This is a genomic window from Brakhagea slesvicensis (assembly GCF_052161625.1).
In the GTDB taxonomy this organism is placed as follows: domain Bacteria; phylum Planctomycetota; class Planctomycetia; order Pirellulales; family Pirellulaceae; genus JBKCUI01.
Genome location: NZ_CP197412.1, coordinates 37,333 through 58,260 on the forward strand (window position 1 = coordinate 37,333; position 20,928 = coordinate 58,260).

Consider the following 20,928-nt stretch of genomic DNA (forward strand, 5'->3'; position numbering starts at 1 on the left):
ATGACTCAAACGCTCGGAGAAGTTCGATCATCGATTGATAACGCTGCGACGGAACTTTCGCCATGCTCTGCGGCGCATCTGCCACCCCAGAAAAGCCACTCGATGGCCTGGATGCTAGGAGCACCATCAGCCAGGGAAAAGCATCCCCTCGAACTGAGGCTCTAGACTTTCCTACCACTGGGACCACTTTTGGGGAGCAGACCAGGGATTAACCAAGATCCGTGAGCGGCGAGTCGGCGTCGCCAAACGCGCTCGCAGAAACACCCATGCGGTTCATCAACGAGAGATAGAAACTACATAGCTTGCGCTCGCTGTCGGGGCGTTTGCCGTAATCTAGAACTTGGCCGGTCTTCATCGTACCACCCAAACCACCGACAGTGAGCAGTGGAACCTTGGTTGAGTCGTGCTTGCTCCCTGACCACATATTATTGACGAACATCAAGCAGGTGTTGTCGAGAACAGTTCTATCCCCTTCCTGCATGCTGTCGAGTTTCTGGGCCAAATAGGCCAACTGACTGCTGTAGAACGTCGTGACGCGTTCCCACTCATCCGATCCGTCATCGTGTGAAGCGAGGTGGTGAGGCTTGCGAACGTCCAAGAAGGGATAGAAAAGTCCAGAGATGTCTCGGCACATGAGAAGGGATGCAATGCGAGTACGGTTGCTCTGAAACGCGAGGGCGATGATATCGCACATCAAACGCATGTGTTCGCGAATATCCTCTGGCAGACCGTTATCGGGACGATTCATTTGAAAAACCGATTCCCCTGTTCGCGCGACTTTCTCTTGCACCTTGTCGATGCCACCTCGCTGCCGTTGGATCCGTTTCTCAACTTCTCGAATACTGGTCAAGTATTCGTCGAGCTTGGCCTTGTCCCGAGCGCTGGCTCGCATCGCAAGACTTGACGCATCTTCTCGAACTCGATCCAGAATACTCTTGTTGCGTTGCGTTCCTCGATTCTCGAACAAGCTATCGAAGGCGAGCGACGGATAGACCTCCATCGGGACAGGTGATGTCGCGTTTTGCCAAGAAATGTGGGAGCTATATGCCATGGAGAAGTTGGTCTCGTGGTAGCCGGTGGTCGGCTGTTCGCATCCCAATACCAAACTGGGAACCACGTCGTCTTGCCCAATCGAATTCGCGATCGCTTGATCGACGCTGATTCCCCCTCGCAGTTCCGCACCTTTTTGAAGCGCTGCACCGGAAAGAATGTTACCGGTTTGGCCAGGGTGGATTCCCACTCCCGTGGCATTCTTATTGAAAAGCCCGTTGATCACGTTCAACTTCGACTTCACTCTCTCTAGCGGCTGCAAGCAGCGGCTGAGCTCCATACCCTCCGAATTCGACTTGGCCCACCAATGTTCAGGATGGACGCCGCACGCCATAAACATGACCCCGAAACGCTTGGGCATCTCCGATGCGGTATCTTCGATTGGCTTCTCGTCGCCCCAGACTCGCAGCGACTCAAGCCAGGGAAGTCCTACGAGAACGCCTGTCCCGTGCAGCCATTTGCGCCGCGAATGTGCCTTGGCACGTCGTTCAGGTTGATTCGTTTTCATCGCGAGACTCCTTCGTCCGAGGTAACAGTTTGCAGACGTTTGTAGCGAAATGGCCGGCTCAGCACGATGCGTTCAAAGACCGTGCTGATCCGATCGTCATGGGTTTGGAGGGATTGGACTAGATCGTCGACTTGAACATCATCGGCGAGAATCAAGGTTCGCCCAAGTGCGAACGCTAAAAGACTTTCACAGAAATGTCGTCGGAAGTCCTTCATCCGATTCTGCTCAATGTACGAACGAAGTCCCACGATACCGATGGCTTCCTCGCCATTGGGAAGGGTCGCATCGGTTTGCACCGGACGCCCAACAAGATCCTTATCCCGTGGTCGACCGATGGGATCGAACCCTTCCAGAAGTAAGCCTGCTGAGTCAAAGCGATTGTGGCAAGCAGCGCAGCTCGGGTGCTCGCGATGGATCGCGAGCGCCTCGCGAAGCGTTTTATCTCCCAATTGTTGATCGGAGTTGGGGAGTTCGGGAACATTCGGTGGTGGAGGGGGTATCAACTCCCCTAAAAGTCTTCGCACAACCCAATAGCCTCGTTTGACGGGACTGGTACGAAGTCCCGGGGAATTCTGGGTGAGGAATACCGCCATCGAAAGGATTCCACCTCGTTGGTATTCGCTAGCCCCCGGAACCTTGGACCATTTTCTTTCATAAAGAGGTGGTGCATTTTTGACGCCATAATGGGCAGCCAGTCGGCCATCGACAATCATGTAGTCCGCGTCGAGGATGCCTGCCACGGTCCCTTCGTTCTGGATCAAGTAGTGAAGGAATTCGATCGGCTCCTGCCACATGGAGGATCGTAACTCGTCATCGAAGGACGGGAACTGATTGCGATCCACAGCTTGATGCTGATCGAACCGCCGGAAGTCCAGCCAGTTGCCGAGAAACTCCAGTAACATGCTCTTCGCGCGAGGATCTGCCAGCATGCGCCTGGTCTGCGCGACCAGGACGTCTGGATCGCTTAAGCGGCGTTGTTCCGCCAATTGCATCAACTGGGCATCCGGTGTACTGGACCACAGGAAGTAACTTAAACGTGACGCGAGCTCATCGTCACGAAGAGGAACCATCGACTGCCCAGTCGCCCCAATTGGAAGTGCAGCGACTTGTTCCAACTCGTTTTCATTCTCTCGTCCAGCATTCTCGGTCGGCGACGAGACCCCTTGCAAATCCCAACGATAGAGATAACTCGGAGAGACCAAAATAGTGACGAGTGTATCCTCCATGGCAGTGCGGTGATCACCCGAAGATTGTTGCAGACTCTCTTCGTAATACTTCAAGATTCTTGCTCGGTCTCGATCGGATAACGCCTTTCGAAACGCGCGGCTAGCAAACTCGAGAAGGCTCTTCACTTGTTTCGGGCGAGCTTCGTTCCATTGATCTTCAAACGCACGGATCTTTGCATTGCAATCTTGGAAATGGAAAGCGACCGCGTCGACGAGAGTCGGCGGGGATTCCATTCTTTGGAGTTTGCTCAAATACGCGTCGGCAAAGCGTTGGATCATTGCTTGGCTCAGAGCTGATTTGTCTTCCGCGCGAATGAAATGGAAAGCGGGATCATTGATAAAGGATGCTTCCGCTCGCTCGAACCAAATAAAACCGCTGTATTGTCGAGTCGGAACATGGCTGATGAAATTCAGTTCCTCCCACAATCGATCAAGCTGTTGCTGCTGGTCATCGGTCAGAATCAATTCGCAAAGAGGCTGATCGTCCCGAAAGAAACCCATCATGCTATGAAATCCAGCGCTCAGAAGCCGCCCTTTTGCTTCCTTCGCAGCATCCTCCTCGGAGATATGAGCGCGGCCCCGCTCCAGCACCAGAAACGTGTCCGGAAAGACGGAACCAAATTTTTCGTAATCTTGTCGAAGCGCCTCTTTCGCTTCGGACTTGTCCGACCGCATCACTTCAAGTTCGGGTTCCGACAAAACACAATCCTTGGAGTCGGGATTGAGTGCGTCACCGTGTATCAGGCGGCGCGAGGCCGCCATCTTGCGATTCTTCCACAATACGAGTGGTTGCGATCCTCCGTTCATCCCGCGAGCACCGTTGAGATTGGATACTCGCACCCGGAGTGGACGACGCACCTGCTCGACCCAACTGGCTAACTCCTTGCATTCGCGTTCCACCGAATCGAGCTGATCACGATCGAGAGGTAACGCACTCCAACGTTGCTGTAACTCCTTGGCCGGCCCCCATCGCACGGTTTCATCATGCAAAAGTTCCCAAACCGTCGTCAGATAGCGAGGGCTTAACCCTCGAGATTGAGCAAACTCCGTCCATCGATCCGACGTTGGAGAAATCGAGTCCGCTTTCCCCTCCCAGGCAGCGATGAGATACGCATCGATGGCAGTGGGTTGGGCCCGGTAAAAATCGACAATACGCTGCACGCAAACCTTGTCACGATCGGTATCGGTAACCACGGGGTGCGGCGCGAAACGAATCCCTTCGGGGGTCAAGAGCATGTGATCGGCGACACTGCGAGCGGCGTCCAAATACTTAGTGATGAGCGAAGGAGAAATGGTCAGGGATTCCGCAGAGTTATCGAAACCCGCTGCGTTCGCGGCATCGATCGGAAAACTTGCTGTCGGTTTGATGTCGACGCCGGTCAAGTCGCGGATGGAGTAGTTGTATTCTGAGTTGCTAAGACGCCGTGTGCTGATGGGGCCAGGATCACCTGCACGCCGCACCGCTTCGCTCGTTCGAAAACGATTGGCCCAATCCGCTAAACGTTTGCGTTCTTCGTCAGTCGGCAGCTCACCGGCGTCGGCGGGAGGCATTTCTTTCTCATGGACACGAGAGAGGATCGCTTGCCAACTTCCCCAAGCGTGATCAATGTCCGACGGAGCACGAAAAATAGTCATATCTAGTTTCGCCTCTGCCGTCGCAGAGTCGTGGCAGTCCATACAGTATTTGTTGAAGAGCGGAAGGATCTCCGACACAAACGTCCGAGCAAGCTCTTGATCGGTCGCGACGGTGTCGGGGGCAGAGTCCACAGCAGCCACGGGACCGGGGGATTCCTCAGCGAGCGCTCGATTCTTTGGCGGTGACGCCAGCAGGGAAGCGAAAGCGATAGCAAGGCCGGCGACGGATACCAGACTTTTTCGAAGGTTGAATCCTAGGGGCATAGACAGCTCAAGGAATGTTGGCGGGGGGGATCCAGTCCGTGAAACGTACCGAATGGCAGGAGTCATATTCTAGACCAATCCGGAGCTCTCCGCGACATGTAGGAACTCTCCTCGATGTGAAGGTGGAATGACGCGCCTGGGGAGTTTAGGAGGGGCATTCCGAATCGGTCGAAGATTCCCAGGGAATGGAGCGGTTTCGAGGGGCCTGCAGATCGGGTAAACTCCAGAGCAACGAAGACTCCCGCGGGGAGGGGGGATTTCGGTCTTGGCGACCGTATCGAGCCTTCTTCCTTCGGGTCAAAATCCATCACGCTGCAGGCCTTGAAAAACTCATGTCAAACGCAAAAATCCGTGGCATTGTCCACGTCATCGAAGAAACGAAGTCCTTTGGGCAAAAAGGATTCCGAAAGCGAACTGTCGTACTTGAACAGCAAAACGGTCGCTTCGCCAACTATATTCCTCTCGAATTCACCAATGACGGATGCGATTTGGTAGACGATCTTCGATTGGGGGACGAAGTCGACGTCACCTACCGGCTGGGGGGACGTAAGTGGCAAAAGGATCCTTCGAGCGAAGTGAAATATTTTCTCAGCGCCGAAGCAATGGCGTTCACCAAGGTCGGTTCTAAAGGGGAGGAGTCGTTCGATGTCGACGACATCAACAACGAGTTTTCGCAATCCGGTGCCGATGACGACGCGCCGTTTTAAGAGAACGATTAAGTGTTTTAAGAGAACAATTGAGAAAACGGCTTGGAAGAATCTCTGAAGGTTCAACGACCCTGCTATGAACGCGGCATTCCAGATCGCCCGGTGCAACGATGGTTGCACCCGTGGTGTTGAACGTCCCTATTACGGTATTGCACGGTCGATCGGAAATTCGAACTTGGAATCGGTTGACATTCATCCGACATCCATACTCACATAACTCCATCCGACCTCTTCGTTTAACAGTCTCCGTAGGCGTACACGCATGAATGCGCAAGCAATTCATGCAACAGCCCCGCCAATGAGTGACCAAGCAACTCACCAACGTTGAGGTGAGTTTCGATTGCCGTGATTTCTGAGATGTGCTACCGGCGAGACGGAGCCATCGCCTTTGGCTTTGGAATCTTCGCAACTCGTGGATTAATCGATCTCTCAACGGGTCTACTCCCTAACCAGGACGGATTTTCGGTATGATCTTCGACTTTGCCGGGTCGCAAGGGAAAGTCCCAGAACACGTCGGGAGGCGCTGGGTCAACAAAAATCCCTCCACGAGCATCCTTTTGACGAGTCACCTATACTTACCCTCTCCATTCACCTGAGACGATGGTCGGAGTCGCCCGCTGAAGTCGTCCAACGGTGAGCCAGTTTCCCACTGATTTGGATCTTCAAAATAGAAAGATGTGTTATGAAGTTTCGCACATGGGTACGTTTCGGCATCAGTGCCGCGATCGCTTGCACGGCATTGGGGAGGGATGTGGCTTTTGCCGATGAAGGAATGTGGCTCTACAACGCCGTTCCCAAAGCGGAGTTGAAGAAGAAGTACGGGTTTGAGCCAACTCAAAAATGGCTCGATCATCTCATGCTTTCGAGCGTCCGCTTCAACTCGGGTGGTTCCGCATCCTTCGTCTCTTCCAATGGTCTGGTTTTGACCAATCATCACGTAGCGTCCGATACGCTCTACAAACTCTCGACGGCCGAGCACAATTACAACGAAGACGGATTCTTGGCAAAGTCTCAAGCGGAAGAGATCAAAGCTCCCGATCTGGAACTGAATCAATTGATCTCCATTCAAGATGTCACCGATCGAGTCAATGGTGCAGTCGCAGCGGGCCTCAATCCGCAGGATGCCGCGAAAGCACGACAAGCCGCTATGGCCCAAATCGAAAAAGAATCTTTGGACAAAACTGGCTTGCGCAGCGATGTGGTCACCCTTTTCGGCGGTGGCAAATACCATTTGTACCGCTACAAGAAATACACCGACGTCCGATTGGTCTGGGCACCGGAGGCGGGTAGTGCGTTCTTCGGCGGGGATGCAGACAACTTTGAGTACCCACGCTACTGTCTCGATGTCACTTTGTTTCGCGTTTATGAGAATGGGAAACCGGCAAAGATCGAACACTTCCTTAAAATGGATCCAAACGGGGCCAAGGAAGATGATCTCGTATTCGTATCAGGAAACCCTGGTCGCACACGCCGGATCTTCACCCAGTCGGCCATCGAATTCCAGCGTGACCACTCGATGCCCCGAACCATGAACTATCTTCGTCGCAAAGAGATACTCATGCAGCAATATGGTCTTACAGGACCTGAACAAAAGCGACGCGCCAAAGACGATCTATTTGGGATCCAAAACTCACGGAAGGCGATTGGTGGTATGCTGGCTGGACTGCAAGACCCCGCCTTCGCCGCCTCCAAGAAAAAGGAGGAAGCGGCTCTGCGTGAGAAAGTTTCTGCAGATCCCAAACTCAGTCCACTGGCAGGTGCTTGGGAACAGATCGCACAATCGCAGGCAAAACGCCAGGAACTGCTCACTCAATCGGTTAGCTTCCGTACGAAATTGTACGGAGTAGCGGAAACGCTCGTTCTCATGGCAATCGAAGATACCAAAGCGAGTGCTGAGCGTTTCCGTGAATACCGTGATAGCAATCGCGAATCGTTGCTGCAGGAACTGTATTCCGACGCGCCGATGTACGATGATCTGGAGCGTGTTCAGCTAGCAGATGAGCTTGCTAGGCTCTCGGAAGAGCGAGGAGGAAACGACCCGATCGTCGGCCAGGCCCTCCAAGACAAGGGTCCCAAGGAGCGTGCCTCCGAACTGATCGCGAAGACGGAGTTGTTCTCCGTAGAGGGTCGCAAAAAGATCGCAGCGACCGGGCTGGAAGGACTGAAGAAATCGTCGGACCCCATGATTCAACTTGCCCTCGCCATGGAGCCCGAGTATCGACGCATTCGCGAGCTCACCGATAGTATTGACGAGACCGAACGGCAGGCCTACGCCAAGATCACCGAGGCCAAGTTTGCTGTGGCTGGAGACTCTCTCTACCCAGATGCGACCTTTACTCTTCGACTTTCCTACGGACAAGTAAAAGGGTACGAGAGCAACGGTGGGACCGTTCCAGCAGCAACGACGCTCGGGGGCGCCTTCGATCATGAGTCCAAACATCTAGCCGAAGAGCCTTGGATTCTCCCGAAGAGCTGGAAAGAGGCAAAGGGTCAATTCAATGGCTCAGCTCCTTTTAACTTTGTCTGCACCGCGGACATCATCGGTGGCAACTCGGGGTCTCCTGTCGTCTCGAAAGAGGGAGCAATGGTCGGAATCATTTTCGACGGGAATATCGAAAGTTTGACTGCAGATTTTTACTACACCGATCAAGTCTCGCGAGCGGTGTCCGTACACATCGCTGGTGTCCTCGAAGCGATGCGCAAGATTTACGGCGCGGGGCACTTGGCAGACGAAATGGGCAAGTAGTCGATGGTATAATCACCATGACAGTCCTTGCATTCCCAGTCTGAGCCTTACACGCCTCAGATGCACGCCTCGAAAAACGGCGCAGATTAACGGCGCAGATAAACGGCACAGATATCGCCCCGGACAAAACGATGGTCACAAGCTTCCTGCACAATCTTATGATCGCTTTGTCTGGAGCTCTGTGCCTAGTCATCGTCTGGGGGGATAGCCCCAGCAGAACGGAGAGCGGTCAAACGGTTGAGAGTGGGGCTACGAGCGACGCAGCGGATCCAAACTATCCCAATCGGGTCCAGCTGGAGCATGTCCCGAATTGCATCCAAGTTGCCGAAGGTGTCTACTCAGGGGGGCTTCCAGAGGGCCCCCAAGGTTTTGAAGAGCTTCGGCAGCTCGGTGTCAAAACAATCATCAGTGTGGATGGCATGAAGCCGGACGCTCGGACCGCTAAGAAATTTCAGCTCCGTTACGTTCATCTTCCGCACGGATACGAGGGAATCTCAACAACGCGATTGCTGGATATAGCAAAGGCTTTGCAGACTCTTCCCAATCCCGTGTTCATTCATTGCCACCATGGCAAGCACCGAAGTCCCGCTGCGACAGCTGCAGCCTGTGTTACTCTGGGCTGGATCGACCAAAAAGGTGCAAACGAGGTGCTCCAGGTAGCCGGTACCAATCCCAACTATCGTGGCTTGATCTCCGCCGTCACCAACGCCCGCGCGATCACGCCCACCCATCTTGACAATGTAGAAGTCGAGTTTCAAGAAGTGGCTGCACTTCCGCCGTTAATCGAGACCATGGTCGCCATGGACGAGCACCTCGATGCAATCGCAAAATTCGATCCCCCCCTGTCTCAGGATCGCAACCAACGAACAGTGTTAGCCGATCAAACAGCGTTAGCCGATCAAGTCCTGTTGCTAACGGATCATTACACAGAGCTTCATCGCACTTCCGAAGCAGAGAAAGCTCCCATGGAATATCAGAGATTTCTGAAGGACGGAGAGGCGGTCTGCGGCGAGCTCGAGACCTATTTGCGAAATTCGGTGCAAGATGGCAAGCCACTGGACGTCAAGCCACTGGTCGAACGCTTAAAATCGAACTGCACCGCATGCCATCAGCTCTTTCGAGACAACCGAACGCCGGACAAACCGCCACGCAAAGAGTAGGATTGATCCTCTCTTGCTCGATGGTAAATACCCATTTTTGGAATCCGCATGTTACTCGTCCTGGTCTTCTTCCTCTTACTCCCATTGGTTCTTCTTCCTGTCGGCCTCTTTCTCAAGAATGTGCGAGAGTTTTGTCTGGCCACATCGGATCCGACTCGGATCTGCGAGGCTCAGAGGGAGCCGATAAGCGTTTGCATTCCGGCTCGAAATGAAGAGCGGAGTATCGGTAGGTCCCTGGAATCGATCCTCCAGTCAAACCACCCCACCTACGAGGTTTTGGTGCTGGATGACCATTCAGAAGACCGCACTCGCGAGATCGTGGAGGCCTATTCCAAGCAAAATGCACATGTCCGTCTCGTGGCTTCTAATCCATTGCCGAAAGGTTGGAATGGCAAGCAGCATGCTTGCTGGCAACTGGCTCAACAAGCGAAGTATTCCACTCTATTGTTTCTGGATGCGGATGTTCGTCTCGCCCCCGATGCCATCACGCGTTGCATCGCGGAGCAACAGCTTCGGGGTGCTCCTCTCGTTAGTGGTTTTCCGCTGCAAGAGACTGGCACAATTGCAGAAAAAATCCTCATTCCGATGATGCACTACGTGCTGCTTTGCTATTTGCCACTCGATCGCATGCGGTCGACGAGCAAGCCCGAGTTTGCGGCTGGCTGCGGGCAGCTTTTCGTCGCCCAGCGAGAGCCCTACTTTGCGTGCGGTGGGCATCGAGCGATTCAAGATTCACGTCACGATGGCATTCAATTGCCAAGAGCTTTTCGCCGGCACGGATTCCGAACGGATCTGTTCGATGGGACTGATATCGCTCGTTGCCGTATGTACGAAACGACATTTCAAGTCATACGAGGATTGCTCAAGAACGCAACCGAGGGGATTGCGAATGCCAAACTCATTGTCCCCTTTACGATTTTGCTTGTCGGCGGGAATTTGCTTCCGATTGGATTGCTCGCAGTTGCTTGGTATGGAAAATCGAGTCTCTTATTCTTGATGTGCGTCGGCTTGCTGGTCCTGATGACTTGGATCCCTCGGGTTTTGGCGGTATTCCGATTCCGACAATCGATGGTCGGTGCACTCCTTCATCCCATCGCCATTGCGACTTTCATCTGTCTTCAGTGGATCGCATTGATTCAGAAACAGCTGGGTGTCCAAGTCGCATGGAGAGGAAGGCTCTAAGAACCTTTTCGCACCAATAACCTATGCGTTGGACTTGAGTGCATTTCGAAGCGTGTCCATGGTCGCTTTTTGCCGAGACTCGACAAACTCTTTTGCTTTCGTCACATTTTGCAAAGCCCACTCGCGATCCTGGACCATGCGAAGCGCGGCGGGAGCGACTTGGCGTCGTTCTCCTTCTACGTCGAGATCGAAAAGCCAATCGCCAAGCCCGATGTCTTGCCACATGAAACCTTTGGTTGTTTGTTCAGCCCAGCGGCAGACAATGGCGGGGACTCCGCTTCCGACGCACATGATCGGAGAATGCATTTCATTACCGAATAGTCCAAGGCTCATTCGATAGGTCGACAACGCTTCGTCGGTGAGCCAGTAGTCTTTTCGGTGTACAACCCTCGACTGCAAGTTTGCTGGCAGTTTGTCCCATAGCAATTCTTTCCCGACGGCCATCTGCGTTTGATCCTCGGGGCAAAGGAGAATCTTGTAGGGTGTGTTGGTAAGTATCTGCTGGATTGCTTCGAGAAGGGGAGCGTGATCCTGATCTTTCATCGCTTCATTCCTCGCATGCTTGACCGGATCGAGGGGGCGATTCTTGGATGCGATCAACCAATAGGGTGTATAGCGCAATCGCGGAATACAGCATACGAACTGAAAGGGGCGAAGGTCATGTTCGGCAAGAAACTTCTTCGCCCGCTCATCGTTCGCGAGATCGGTTGCGAAAGCTCCGTCGGGAGCAAACTCCATCACAGGGCAAGTGCAGCCCGATACCTTCGCCAGTGCCAAGGACCGGGAGTCGCGAAAGTATGCGAACTGCGCCTGACTGAGGAGAGAGACTGTTTTCTGGAATCGTTCGTCGGGGATTTCTTTCGTATCGGTCGAGCCAATACGAGACAGCGTGATCCCGTAAACGCCGAACGGCTTCCCGGTCTGTTCAACCCAGGCTCGGACGTCCTTTTCGCCGACCAAGGAGGGGCCTGACCCGTGCAACAAAAAATCGCAGCTCCCCATCGCATCCGATACTTCCGATTTGGTACGAACCACTTTCAAATTGGGAAAACGGTTCATGAGGAGGGCCTCGACCCCATCGCCGAGGCTGCTCGGCCACAGAGTCACCTCCGCATCTGGGAGATGTTTTTCCAATAAGGCCAACACGCCAGGAGTGTGCGCGATATCGCCGATGTTAACGGTTTGCCAAGAAGACCTCAGCAGAACCTTCGGGGGCTTGGGCGAATCTTGGCTAATGGCAGAAACCCAGGAAGGGCCCGTAATCGCAGCGGCTCCAATTCCTGTGAGGATGTGGCGTCTCTGCAGCAGGGTTTCAATGGTAGGCATGGCTGAACTCAGGTAGCAAAGGAATCAAAACCGATACAAACATCAATCTTTCGCAGATCGTCAAGGTTCTTTTGAAGGATCCATTCTACCCCGTCCGTGGCATTGACAAAGCGCGGTTATTTAATTCAGGACTCTCTCTGTTTCGATTTTTTCGGAGAGTCCAAATCACGACCTTCGGGAGGGCGATGAACATGTCCACCAATTGCATCGATCGCAAACCGACGAAGAACCGCTTGGAGGATCGACTATGGATCCTCCTTTTCGGCATAACCATTTTTCTGGGGGCGTTTTTGCTGTTTCAGGTTCAGCCTGTTATCGGCAAACTGATTTTGCCTTGGTTTGGCGGCAGTCCAGGGGTTTGGACGACCTGCATGCTCGTCTTCCAGTGTTTGCTTTTCGCGGGTTATGCCTATGCGCATTGTCTCGTTGCGCATCTGCGATTGAAGGCCCAAGTTCTCTTGCACTGCGGATTGCTGCTTGCCGCAGTAGCGATGCTTCCCATAGCCCCTGAGGAAACGTGGAAACCGCAAAGCGGTGCATCCCCGCAATGGAACATCATCGTTTTGCTCCTCGCCCATGTTGGTGCTCCTTACTTCTTGTTGTCTGCGACTGGCCCGTTGCTTCAAAGCTGGCTCGCCCAAAGTCGCTTGATCGATAAGCCTTATCGCCTCTATTCTTTGTCCAATATCGGGTCGATGCTGGCACTGTTGAGCTTTCCATTCGGTGTCGAAATCTGGATGAGCTCCAGTCAGCAAGCGACAGCTTGGAGTTCTGCATTTGTTGTTTATGGATTGCTCTGCGGGTTGGGGGCGTTGGGGATCGGGTTTCTCGCCAAGCAGAATTCATCTTCGAGGACAGACGGGAGCACCAGTGCCGTTGCCAATACACCGATCCAACAGCCACGCGAGCCTGAGACGATTCCCAACGCATGGATTTCCTGGCTGTTGTACGCCATGCTCCCTTCGATGATGTTGCTGGCGACCACCAATCAAGTCTGTCAAGATACGGCCGTCATTCCCTTTCTTTGGATCGCTCCTCTCGCCCTTTATCTGCTCTCGTTCATCCTCACTTTTGAAAGCGAGAGATGGTACAGTCGGCGACCAACGATTCAGCTGGCTGCAATCTCCTACCTCGCGTTGTACGGACTCAAACTCTTGGACTGGAAAACTCACTTGTCCGTCGAAATCGCGTTGTACTTCGTAGGATTGTTCATGGTCTGTATGGTTTGCCACGGTGAACTTTATCGATCTCGTCCAGGCGCGAACCGTCTCACCCACTTCTATCTCACCATCTCGTTGGGGGGAGCGCTCGGCGGGCTGTTTGTCGGTTTCGCCGCACCTCTTTTATTTCGTGGCTTCTACGAGTTTCCACTTGCTCTGCTGGGAAGCACGATGTTGTTTCTCGAGACCTATTTGCGCTCGTCGACCACTTGGAAATTACGAGTGCCTCAGCAACTCAAGCTAGGGCTCGCTATGGGAATCCCAAGCGCCGCTGTGATGTGGCTTACTTTTTGGAATGCGACTGCGAATCAACAACTCGTCGCCAAACGCAATTTCTATGGCGTCCTCAGCGTAACCGATGGACGCGACCTAAGCGGCTCGAGACCCATGCGCAAACTTGTGCATGGTCGTGTGGTACACGGTTCGCAGTTTTTGGAAGAGAGCATGCGGAGTGCCCCTTCGACCTACTACACTCCGTCCTCAGGGATTGGCAAGACATTGCACCTGCTGCGAGATCGGCCACAGAATGTCGGTGTCGTCGGCTTGGGTGCGGGGACGCTGGCGACCTATGGTCGAACGGGAGATCGCTACCGATTCTACGAGATCAATCCCGATGTGATTGGATTTGCGAAGGAACATTTCACGTTCTTGAGCGACTCGCAGGCGGAGGTTGAGTTGGTGCTGGGAGATGCTCGCTTGGAATTGGAACGCGAGGCACCCCAGAACTTTGATATTCTCGTTCTCGATGCATTCAGCGGCGACGCGATACCGGTCCACTTGCTGACCGAGCAGGCGATGCAAATTTATTGCCGTCACCTAAAAGACGACGGTGTCCTCGCGATCCATATTTCAAACCTTTACTTCGATCTTCAAGCAGTCGTGCGAGGACTTGCCGATTCGAAAGGATTTGCTTGGGATGTTGTCGAAGGAACTGCACAGGCCAGTCCTGATGCCTATGATTCCAAGTGGGCGGTATTGTCCAAAGACGCTCGAATCGTCGAGTCGTTCGGCGCGAAAGGCAGCGATCGCGGTGCAATGGAAAACAGAGAAAAAAGTCGCAAAGTGAAATGGACTGACGATCAAAGCAATTTGTTCCAGGTACTCAAAGGGATTCGGTAGAGACGATGTTGCCCGCACGGATGGGGAAGTATTGGATTGAAATCTGGCAGCCGCAGACAGCGATCGATCGCGTGCGGAAGACGATCCGATGCTGGGTATTGAGCACGGCCGTCGGTCTATGTGTGGGCACTTTGGTTGCCTTGTTCTTATTTGGATTGGATCGAGCGACCGAGCTCCATTGGCGGTATCCGTGGTTGCTTTACCTGCTACCAGTGGCGGGTGTTCTCTCGGCATGGATGTATAAGTTCTCGGGAGGAGAGGCCGACAGAGGAAGCAATCTCATTCTAGAAGAGATTCATGAGCAGCGGAGCGGAGTTCCGCTGCGCATGGCCCCGTTGGTTCTGCTTGGAACCTGGCTCACCCACTTGTTCGGAGGATCCGCTGGGCGCGAGGGGACGGCCGTTCAAATGGGAGCATCTATTGCCGCAGGCGTCGGACGCTGGCTTCGGCTCTCGCGCGACGAGATGCGAACCCTATTGCTGTGTGGAGTCGCTGCTGGTTTCGGCGCTGTCTTTGGAACTCCTGTTGCCGGCGCCATTTTCGCCGTCGAATTCTTGGTCCACGGACGAATTGCCAGCCGGCCTATTCTCCCCTGTTTGATCGCATCGATTGTGGGGGATCAAATAACTATATGGTGGGGGATTCAACATACCCACTACGTCATCTCCACAGATCCTTCGATGGCGACTGGCATTCAATTGACACTCATGATAAAGATCGTCCTGGCGTCCGTTTGTTTTGGTGCAGCAAGCGTCCTATTCGCGAAAACGACCCATCTGGTGCAGGAGTATTCCAAGCGATGGATTGCCATCGATTGGTTGCGTCCATGCGTTGGAGGTCTCGCAGTCATCGCGTTGGTTCAACTCTTTGGATCGCGAGACTATTTGGGGCTGGGTGTATCGGCCCCATCCAGCATCCCAAATGCCGTAACCATTCAATCTGCCTTTCAAGCCGATGGTGCAGGTCCTGCGAGCTGGCTACTCAAGTTGCTCTTCACGGCGATCACTGTCGGAAGTGGCTTCAAAGGTGGAGAAGTCACGCCGCTCTTTTTCATCGGTGCAACGCTTGGTCATGTCCTCGGCGTCGCGCTCGGCGTACCAACCGGATGGATGGCTGGTTTGGGATTGGTCGCTGTTTTTTCGGGAGCGACAAAGACGCCTGTTGCCAGTACCTTTGTGGCGATCGAGCTGTTTCTCCCGCATGGTGATGGGCTTACCGAATCCGGGTTCGTTCTATACGCCGCGATCGCGTGCTTTGTGGCCTTTGCCGTCAGCGGTCCAACCAGCATCTATCGCGCACAGCATACTCAATCCGATTCTTGTTGAGGATGGTTTGCAAAACGCCTTCGCAATCGGTTTGGGAACAGCAGCAATCCGCCTGACACTGCGATGCAAAGCAAAGTGCCAGGTTCAGGTACGGCTTGGAAATTTGCCCTGTATCCAATATCGACAAAGGAGCCCAAGGTCATATTGCTGATGAAGGGAGTACCCTGCGAATCGTTGTTGAGCCACCCCGTCATCAATTCGTAACGCATGTCCCTGCCCAGCGAGTCTCGAACCCCAGTAAATCCAGCTCCTCCATCGACTTCATTCCAATGCCCATCCCTGGTACCGCCACCTCCCCCAAGCTCAACATTGGGGTTGCCGGTCTGGCCGAACTCCGATTGCCAGAAGCTGGCTGCGGTCGCTCCGGTGAACCTTCCGTTCCCCGCAACATAAACTCCGTTTTCAGTCCAAAGAGTTCCAAATCCCATGACATGCCCCATCTCGTGAAGGATTACGTCATCAAAGACATTGCTGGCGACTAGGTTTGATATGTCAGCGACATCGAATCTCATGAGGCCATCGGAGGCGAGTTGAAAGTTCGATTGATCAAAGACGATTGCCGTTGGACCCGCGGCCCCCAGGACTTGCCCTACACCATCGATCGCCTCAACCGTCGCATTGATGTTCAGAGTCGTCAACTGCGTTCCGATGGTCGCAGTACTACCTGCGGACCTCCCGACAACGAAGCCATTTTGGTAGCCCGAAATCAAGGACTGCCAGCGGTTCGCCGCGTCGACGAAAAATGGCTGATAGATCTGATCGCCCGTGTAATTCACATTGATAATGAATTCCGCATGGCACACAGTGCGACTTCCCAGCAGGGCAAGGCACGAAAAGAAAACCGAAAAACAAACTCGCAACACCGAGCAGCTCCTTGTGCAAACGTTCCCTTGGATCCATGGGGCGCTGGGCGTGCGTGGAGCGTGGTTAGGCGTCTCGGACTGGGCTCAGTCTAGAGGGTTGGCGAATGGGAGCCAAGCAATTTTTTTGGAAAAAACCTCGTCGTGCGAGGAGAGGGTAGAACTTCGATCGAGGACAAGATTAAGAGGCGGGACTCACGTTGCGGATCAGAGAGACTTCGTACACACTGTAACCGGGTCGGTCGGATGACCGACCAGAAACGACACTCAGCCTCCTTTGCTTGGAGCCCATTCTTGATCCGTTCCATAACTTGCTCGCTGCTCTTGGTCATTTCAACTCTCGCACCGCGTTGGGCAACGGCTGCGGACTGGACGATTCCCATCGCAGGAAACACCTTTCGACTTGAGCCAGCAGAAGAAGGCCGCCGCGGCGGCTTTCAACGAGACGGAAGTATTCGATTGGCCAAACCGAGTGACCGGTTTGTCGCTTTCTTTCGAGTCGACCGACCAACCCCATTTCAGTTATCCGCTCGCGTCCGGTCCACGAAAGACGCGGGGACCGTGCAACTCAAGGTCCTGGATCGTTCCTTTTCTTTGAAGTCGGATGGCAAAGAGTATGTGACAACGCCCGTTGGCGAGCTTGTCGCTGAGAAGCCAGGGTACATTCGTATCGAGATAGCAGGTGAGGAAGGGGACGGCTTAGAGGGAGTAGAAATTCAAGAGCTCCAGGTCTCCTCCCAAACCGAGGGGCTCGTCGTCGACTTCGTTCGTAGCAACGACGGAAACATGTTCTATTGGGGTCGCCGAGGGCCTTCGGTTCATCTGAATTATGAGACACCCAAGAATGTCTCCCTCCAATATGCTTATAGCGAGATCACAGTTCCTGTCGGAATGGATGTGGAAGGATCGTACTTCATGGCCAATGGTTTCTCCGAAGGGTACTTCGGGTTCCAGGTCAATGCCCCGAAGGAGCGAAGGGTGCTTTTTTCCGTTTGGAGTCCCTTTAAAACCGACAATCCAAAAGAGATTCCCGAGGAGCAGAGGATTCAAAAACTTGCATCGGGACCCGACGTGCGGATTGGCGAGTTTGGAAACGAGGGATCGGGTGGACAGAGTTACTTGATCTACCCTTGGCAAGCCGGCGCGACGTATCGATTCCTAACCGAGGTGAAACCGGATCCGAATTCCACCGAACATACCCTCTATACGGCTTGGTTTGGTGACAAGGCTCAGAATGAGTGGCGACTGATCGCAAGCTTTCGGCGACCAAAGACCAGTACCTACCTGCGTGGCTTTCATTCGTTCCTTGAAAACTTCAATCCGCAATTTGGCCACCTCGCGCGTGGTGCGGATTACGGGAATGTCTGGGTGGTCGATACGGAAGGAAAGTGGTACGAATGCAGCCGAGCACGGCTCTCTGCAGACGCTACAGCGCGAGGTCGCCATCGGCTGGATTTCGACGGAGGCGCCAGGGGAAATCACTTCTTTATGCAAAACTGTGGCTTCTTTGACCAAACAGGTCGAGTCGGAGAATTCTTTAGCCGCGACTCAACAGCATCGGACAAGCCGGAAATTGACTTCGCGTCCCTTCCGAAATAAACAAACCTCTGCACCGACCGTTTGAGTTCGACTGCTTCTCGAACCTGACTTTTGATGTCCACAAAGATCCGTTTGGCGTTACAATCCCAAAACCTTTTTGTAGGTCAGAAGGGCCTGCGCGTAGCCGAGTGATGCCAACACCTAGAGTATGAGTGAGGAAAGATGAACCCATCGACATTAGAAATCGTTGCAACGGTCCTTTTTGTCCTGGCTGTTCTCCACACCTTTGCGGTCAAGCAATTTGCCAAGTGGGCCCATAAGTACCCCGCAGGCTCCATTCCAGAAAACTTGCTTCACTTTCTCGCCGAGACCGAAGTGGTCTTCGGTCTTTGGGGAGCAGCTCTGTTTGCTGCGGTTGCAGCTTTGAGAGGCTCGGTCGACGAGGCGGTTCAATACATTGAAGGACTCAACTACACGGAAGCGAAATTTGTTTTGGTCGTGATGGTCGTCGCAGCGACTCGGCCCGTCGTGATGCTAGGCGAAGCGATCATCAGCGGGCTAGCGAATCTTCTCCCATTGCCGACGAGTGTTTCATTCTACCTGGTCGCGCTTTCCGTTGGTCCGTTGCTCGGATCCTTTATCACCGAGCCTGCCGCGATGACCTTGCTCGCCATCGTTCTCAAGCGACGTTATTTCGATAACAACATTTCTTACAAGCTCGCTTATGCCACATTAGGACTCCTCTTTGTCAACATTTCTATCGGCGGCACGCTGACCCACTTCGCGGCCCCACCGGTACTGATGGTCGCCCATACCTGGCATTGGGATACTTGGTTCATGTTGACCCATTTTGGATGGCGAGCCGCGCTCAGCACCGTCGCATCATCCATCATCGCTGTCATGATCTTTCGGAAAGAACTGTCGGGCTTAGAGGTGGTTGAAGATAGACGTGAAACCGTCCCCTATTGGTTGACCGGATTGCATTTGTTTTTCTTGGCTGCTGTCGTCTATTTCGCCCACCATCCGGATGTCTTCTTTGGCGTTTTCATGTTGTTCTTGGGACTGACAACTGCAACACGCGAGTACCAAGACAACTTGAAACTGCGCGAAGGACTTTTGGTGGGGTTCTTTTTAGCCGGACTGGTGACCCTCGGTAGTCTTCAGCAGTATTGGCTCAAGCCTCTCATCGAGTCGTTAGATGGCTCGAAGCTCTATTTTGGAGCCACCGCCTTGACGGCGGTCACGGACAATGCCGCTTTGACCTATCTAGGCTCTTTGGTCGAGGGCATCAGCGACGACCTCAAGTATGCGTTGGTTGCGGGGGCGGTGACTGGAGGCGGATTGACCGTGATCGCTAACGCGCCGAATCCAGCAGGCGTTGGAATCCTCCAAACATCGAAGGCATTTGGCTCCGAGGGGATCAGTCCGCTGGGCTTATTAACGGGGGCAATTGGCCCGACCCTCATCGCGATCGTTTTCTTCTGGTTCGTGTGATCCACCCTGAGAGTCGATCCCATGGACAACGATCTTTTGGAGTATTTGCGAAGGATTCTCAATTCCCGCGTCTACGATGTCGCGATGGAGACGTCCCTCGAGAGGGCGGAGAAGCTTTCGCATCGCGTGAAGAATACTGTTTGGTTAAAACGAGAAGACACGCAACCTGTGCACAGCTTCAAGCTGCGCGGGGCCTATAACAAGATGTCGCGATTGTCCCGCGAAGAACTCGATCGCGGGGTTCTCTGCGCTTCGGCAGGGAATCATGCCCAAGGTGTCGCCTTGAGTGCAAAGCGGTTGGGATGCCGAGCTGTTGTCGTCATGCCGTTGACGACTCCGCGACTCAAATCCGATGCCGTACGCTCTCTCGGAGCGGATGTGCGTCTGACCGGGGACAGTTATTCGGATGCGTACGCCTACGCGTTGGAACTCCAACGCGATGAAGGATTGATCTTTGTCCATCCCTTCGACGATCCCGATGTGATCGCAGGGCAGGGTACGATTGGGATGGAGATTCTGAGGCAAGCACAACAGCCTATCCATGCGGTCTTTGTTGCGATTGGTGGGGGCGGATTGATCGCTGGTGTCGCGGCCTACATCAAGGCCGTCCGACCTGAGATCAAAATCATCGGTGTGCAGATGATCGACTCCGATGGAATGATTCGCTCGGTCGAATCAGGTGCAATTGTACCAATGCAAGACGTTGGGCTATTCTCCGATGGAACGGCAGTGAAGAAGGTTGGGGAAGAGACCTTTCGATTGACTCGGAAACTGGTTGACGGATTTGTTCGGGTCAACACAGATGCTGTCTGCGCAGCGATCAAAGACGCCTTCGAGGATACTCGCAGCATCTTGGAACCGGCCGGGGCTCTGGGGATCGCCGGATTGAAACAGTACGTTCAGCAGACCGGCATTCGCAACGAGCACCTCGTCGCTGTGACTTGCGGCGCCAACATGAATTTCGACCGGCTCCGTTTCGTCGCGGAGCGAGCGGAATCAGGAGAAGAACGGGAGGTCTTGCTGGCCGTCACGATCCCTGAAAGACCGGGCAGTTTCCGCAAACTCTGTGAGTCGATCGGTAGCCGGAACATCACCGAGTTCAACTATCGAATGTCCGATACGGATCAGGCTCACGTGTTGGTGGGGCTATCCATCCAGGACCACCATGAGATTCCCATCCTCTGCAGCATGCTCAGCGACGCAGGCTTTCAAGCCATGGATTTAGCCGAAAACGAGCTGGCGAAAGAGCATCTGCGACACTTGGTTGGGGGGCGGAGTCGAGTGAATGGCGAGGAGCGGGTTTATCGATTTGAGTTCCCCGAGAGATTGGGAGCATTGTCCAAGTTTCTGGTGAACATGCGTCCCAATTGGAACATCAGCCTGTTTCATTATCGAAATCAAGGTGCTGATTATGGACGCGTTCTGGTCGGCATTCAATTTCAAGGTGATGAAGAACTATCGTTTCAGAAAGCGATGTCCAATCTTGGCTATCACTTTATCGACGAGACACAAAACCCCGCTTATCAAATGTTTTTGCGATAGCCCCGATCCTTTTGGTGAAGTGTGC

The 20,928-nt window shown here is 53.7% G+C and carries 13 protein-coding genes; 9 read left to right on the forward strand and 4 right to left on the reverse strand.

The window, feature by feature from the left end; all coding sequences use genetic code 11:
- Nucleotides 1–208 precede the first annotated feature (208 nt).
- Both SH467x_RS00150 and SH467x_RS00155 read right to left on the reverse strand, forming a co-directional pair.
- Entirely contained in the window at nt 209–1,558 is a 1,350-nt protein-coding gene (locus tag SH467x_RS00150; protein ID WP_482369293.1) for a DUF1552 domain-containing protein, read from the reverse strand.
- Nucleotides 1,555–4,683 (reverse strand): DUF1592 domain-containing protein, encoded by a 3,129-nt coding sequence (locus SH467x_RS00155; protein ID WP_482369294.1) that lies wholly within the window; start codon nt 4,681–4,683, stop codon nt 1,555–1,557. Before SH467x_RS00155 ends, SH467x_RS00150 begins: the two co-directional genes overlap by 4 nt.
- A 332-nt stretch (nt 4,684–5,015) precedes the next feature.
- Between SH467x_RS00155 and SH467x_RS00160 the strand changes: the two genes are divergently transcribed.
- The 4 genes from SH467x_RS00160 to SH467x_RS00175 all read left to right on the forward strand — a co-directional run bounded on the left by SH467x_RS00160 (nt 5,016) and on the right by SH467x_RS00175 (nt 10,478).
- Nucleotides 5,016–5,390, forward strand: a complete 375-nt coding sequence (locus tag SH467x_RS00160) for a DUF3127 domain-containing protein (protein WP_482369295.1) — start codon at nt 5,016–5,018, stop codon at nt 5,388–5,390.
- A 682-nt stretch (nt 5,391–6,072) separates the two neighbouring features.
- Nucleotides 6,073–8,136 (forward strand): S46 family peptidase, encoded by a 2,064-nt coding sequence (locus tag SH467x_RS00165; RefSeq protein ID WP_482369296.1) that lies wholly within the window; start codon nt 6,073–6,075, stop codon nt 8,134–8,136.
- Nucleotides 8,137–8,267: 131 nt separating this feature from the next.
- Nucleotides 8,268–9,296 carry a protein-tyrosine phosphatase family protein gene (locus SH467x_RS00170; RefSeq protein WP_482369297.1) on the forward strand — a complete coding sequence of 343 codons (1,029 nt, stop codon included), beginning with the start codon at nt 8,268–8,270 and terminating at the stop codon, nt 9,294–9,296.
- A 48-nt stretch (nt 9,297–9,344) separates the two neighbouring features.
- A complete protein-coding gene (locus SH467x_RS00175) occupies nt 9,345–10,478 on the forward strand; it encodes a glycosyltransferase family 2 protein (RefSeq protein WP_482369298.1) in 1,134 nt (377 codons plus the stop codon).
- A gap of 21 nt (nt 10,479–10,499) precedes the next feature.
- On the opposite strand, the gene SH467x_RS00180 is transcribed toward SH467x_RS00175, so the two are convergent.
- Complete coding sequence (locus SH467x_RS00180) at nt 10,500–11,804, reverse strand: polysaccharide pyruvyl transferase family protein (RefSeq protein ID WP_482369299.1); 1,305 nt, start codon at nt 11,802–11,804, stop codon at nt 10,500–10,502.
- A 191-nt stretch (nt 11,805–11,995) separates the two neighbouring features.
- Here SH467x_RS00180 and SH467x_RS00185 point away from each other — a divergent pair, with 191 nt between their 5' ends.
- Both SH467x_RS00185 and SH467x_RS00190 read left to right on the forward strand, forming a co-directional pair.
- Nucleotides 11,996–14,143, forward strand: coding sequence for a spermidine synthase (locus SH467x_RS00185; protein ID WP_482369300.1), 2,148 nt, complete (start codon nt 11,996–11,998; stop codon nt 14,141–14,143).
- Between the two features lie 5 nt (nt 14,144–14,148).
- On the forward strand, nt 14,149–15,468 hold the full coding sequence (locus SH467x_RS00190; protein ID WP_482369301.1) for a chloride channel protein: 1,320 nt from the start codon (nt 14,149–14,151) through the stop codon (nt 15,466–15,468).
- Here the strand turns inward: SH467x_RS00190 and SH467x_RS00195 are convergent.
- On the reverse strand, nt 15,450–16,271 hold the full coding sequence (locus tag SH467x_RS00195) for a peptidase (RefSeq protein ID WP_482369302.1): 822 nt from the start codon (nt 16,269–16,271) through the stop codon (nt 15,450–15,452). The two genes, SH467x_RS00190 and SH467x_RS00195, sit on opposite strands and share 19 nt — an antisense overlap.
- A 351-nt stretch (nt 16,272–16,622) precedes the next feature.
- Between SH467x_RS00195 and SH467x_RS00200 the strand changes: the two genes are divergently transcribed.
- The 3 genes from SH467x_RS00200 (at nt 16,623) to ilvA (ending at nt 20,903) form a co-directional block, all read left to right on the forward strand.
- On the forward strand, nt 16,623–17,927 hold the full coding sequence (locus tag SH467x_RS00200; protein ID WP_482369303.1) for a DUF3472 domain-containing protein: 1,305 nt from the start codon (nt 16,623–16,625) through the stop codon (nt 17,925–17,927).
- A gap of 162 nt (nt 17,928–18,089) precedes the next feature.
- Nucleotides 18,090–19,361 (forward strand): putative Na+/H+ antiporter, encoded by a 1,272-nt coding sequence (locus SH467x_RS00205; protein WP_482369304.1) that lies wholly within the window; start codon nt 18,090–18,092, stop codon nt 19,359–19,361.
- A gap of 21 nt (nt 19,362–19,382) precedes the next feature.
- Nucleotides 19,383–20,903 (forward strand): threonine ammonia-lyase, biosynthetic, encoded by a 1,521-nt coding sequence (ilvA, locus tag SH467x_RS00210; protein WP_482369305.1) that lies wholly within the window; start codon nt 19,383–19,385, stop codon nt 20,901–20,903.
- Nucleotides 20,904–20,928 lie beyond the last annotated feature (25 nt).

What these genes read in the sequence shown, in the direction of transcription:
- SH467x_RS00150 (WP_482369293.1), bottom strand. Translation starts at nt 1,558, where the DNA reads ATGAAAACGAATCAACCTGAACGACGTGCCAAGGCACATTCGCGGCGC.
- SH467x_RS00165 (WP_482369296.1), top strand. Translation starts at nt 6,073, where the DNA reads ATGAAGTTTCGCACATGGGTACGTTTCGGCATCAGTGCCGCGATCGCT.
- SH467x_RS00190 (WP_482369301.1), top strand. Translation starts at nt 14,149, where the DNA reads ATGTTGCCCGCACGGATGGGGAAGTATTGGATTGAAATCTGGCAGCCG.
- SH467x_RS00175 (WP_482369298.1), top strand. Translation starts at nt 9,345, where the DNA reads ATGTTACTCGTCCTGGTCTTCTTCCTCTTACTCCCATTGGTTCTTCTT.
- SH467x_RS00205 (WP_482369304.1), top strand. Translation starts at nt 18,090, where the DNA reads ATGAACCCATCGACATTAGAAATCGTTGCAACGGTCCTTTTTGTCCTG.
- SH467x_RS00180 (WP_482369299.1), bottom strand. Translation starts at nt 11,804, where the DNA reads ATGCCTACCATTGAAACCCTGCTGCAGAGACGCCACATCCTCACAGGA.
- SH467x_RS00160 (WP_482369295.1), top strand. Translation starts at nt 5,016, where the DNA reads ATGTCAAACGCAAAAATCCGTGGCATTGTCCACGTCATCGAAGAAACG.
- ilvA (WP_482369305.1), top strand. Translation starts at nt 19,383, where the DNA reads ATGGACAACGATCTTTTGGAGTATTTGCGAAGGATTCTCAATTCCCGC.
- SH467x_RS00155 (WP_482369294.1), bottom strand. Translation starts at nt 4,683, where the DNA reads ATGCCCCTAGGATTCAACCTTCGAAAAAGTCTGGTATCCGTCGCCGGC.
- SH467x_RS00170 (WP_482369297.1), top strand. Translation starts at nt 8,268, where the DNA reads ATGGTCACAAGCTTCCTGCACAATCTTATGATCGCTTTGTCTGGAGCT.
- SH467x_RS00185 (WP_482369300.1), top strand. Translation starts at nt 11,996, where the DNA reads ATGTCCACCAATTGCATCGATCGCAAACCGACGAAGAACCGCTTGGAG.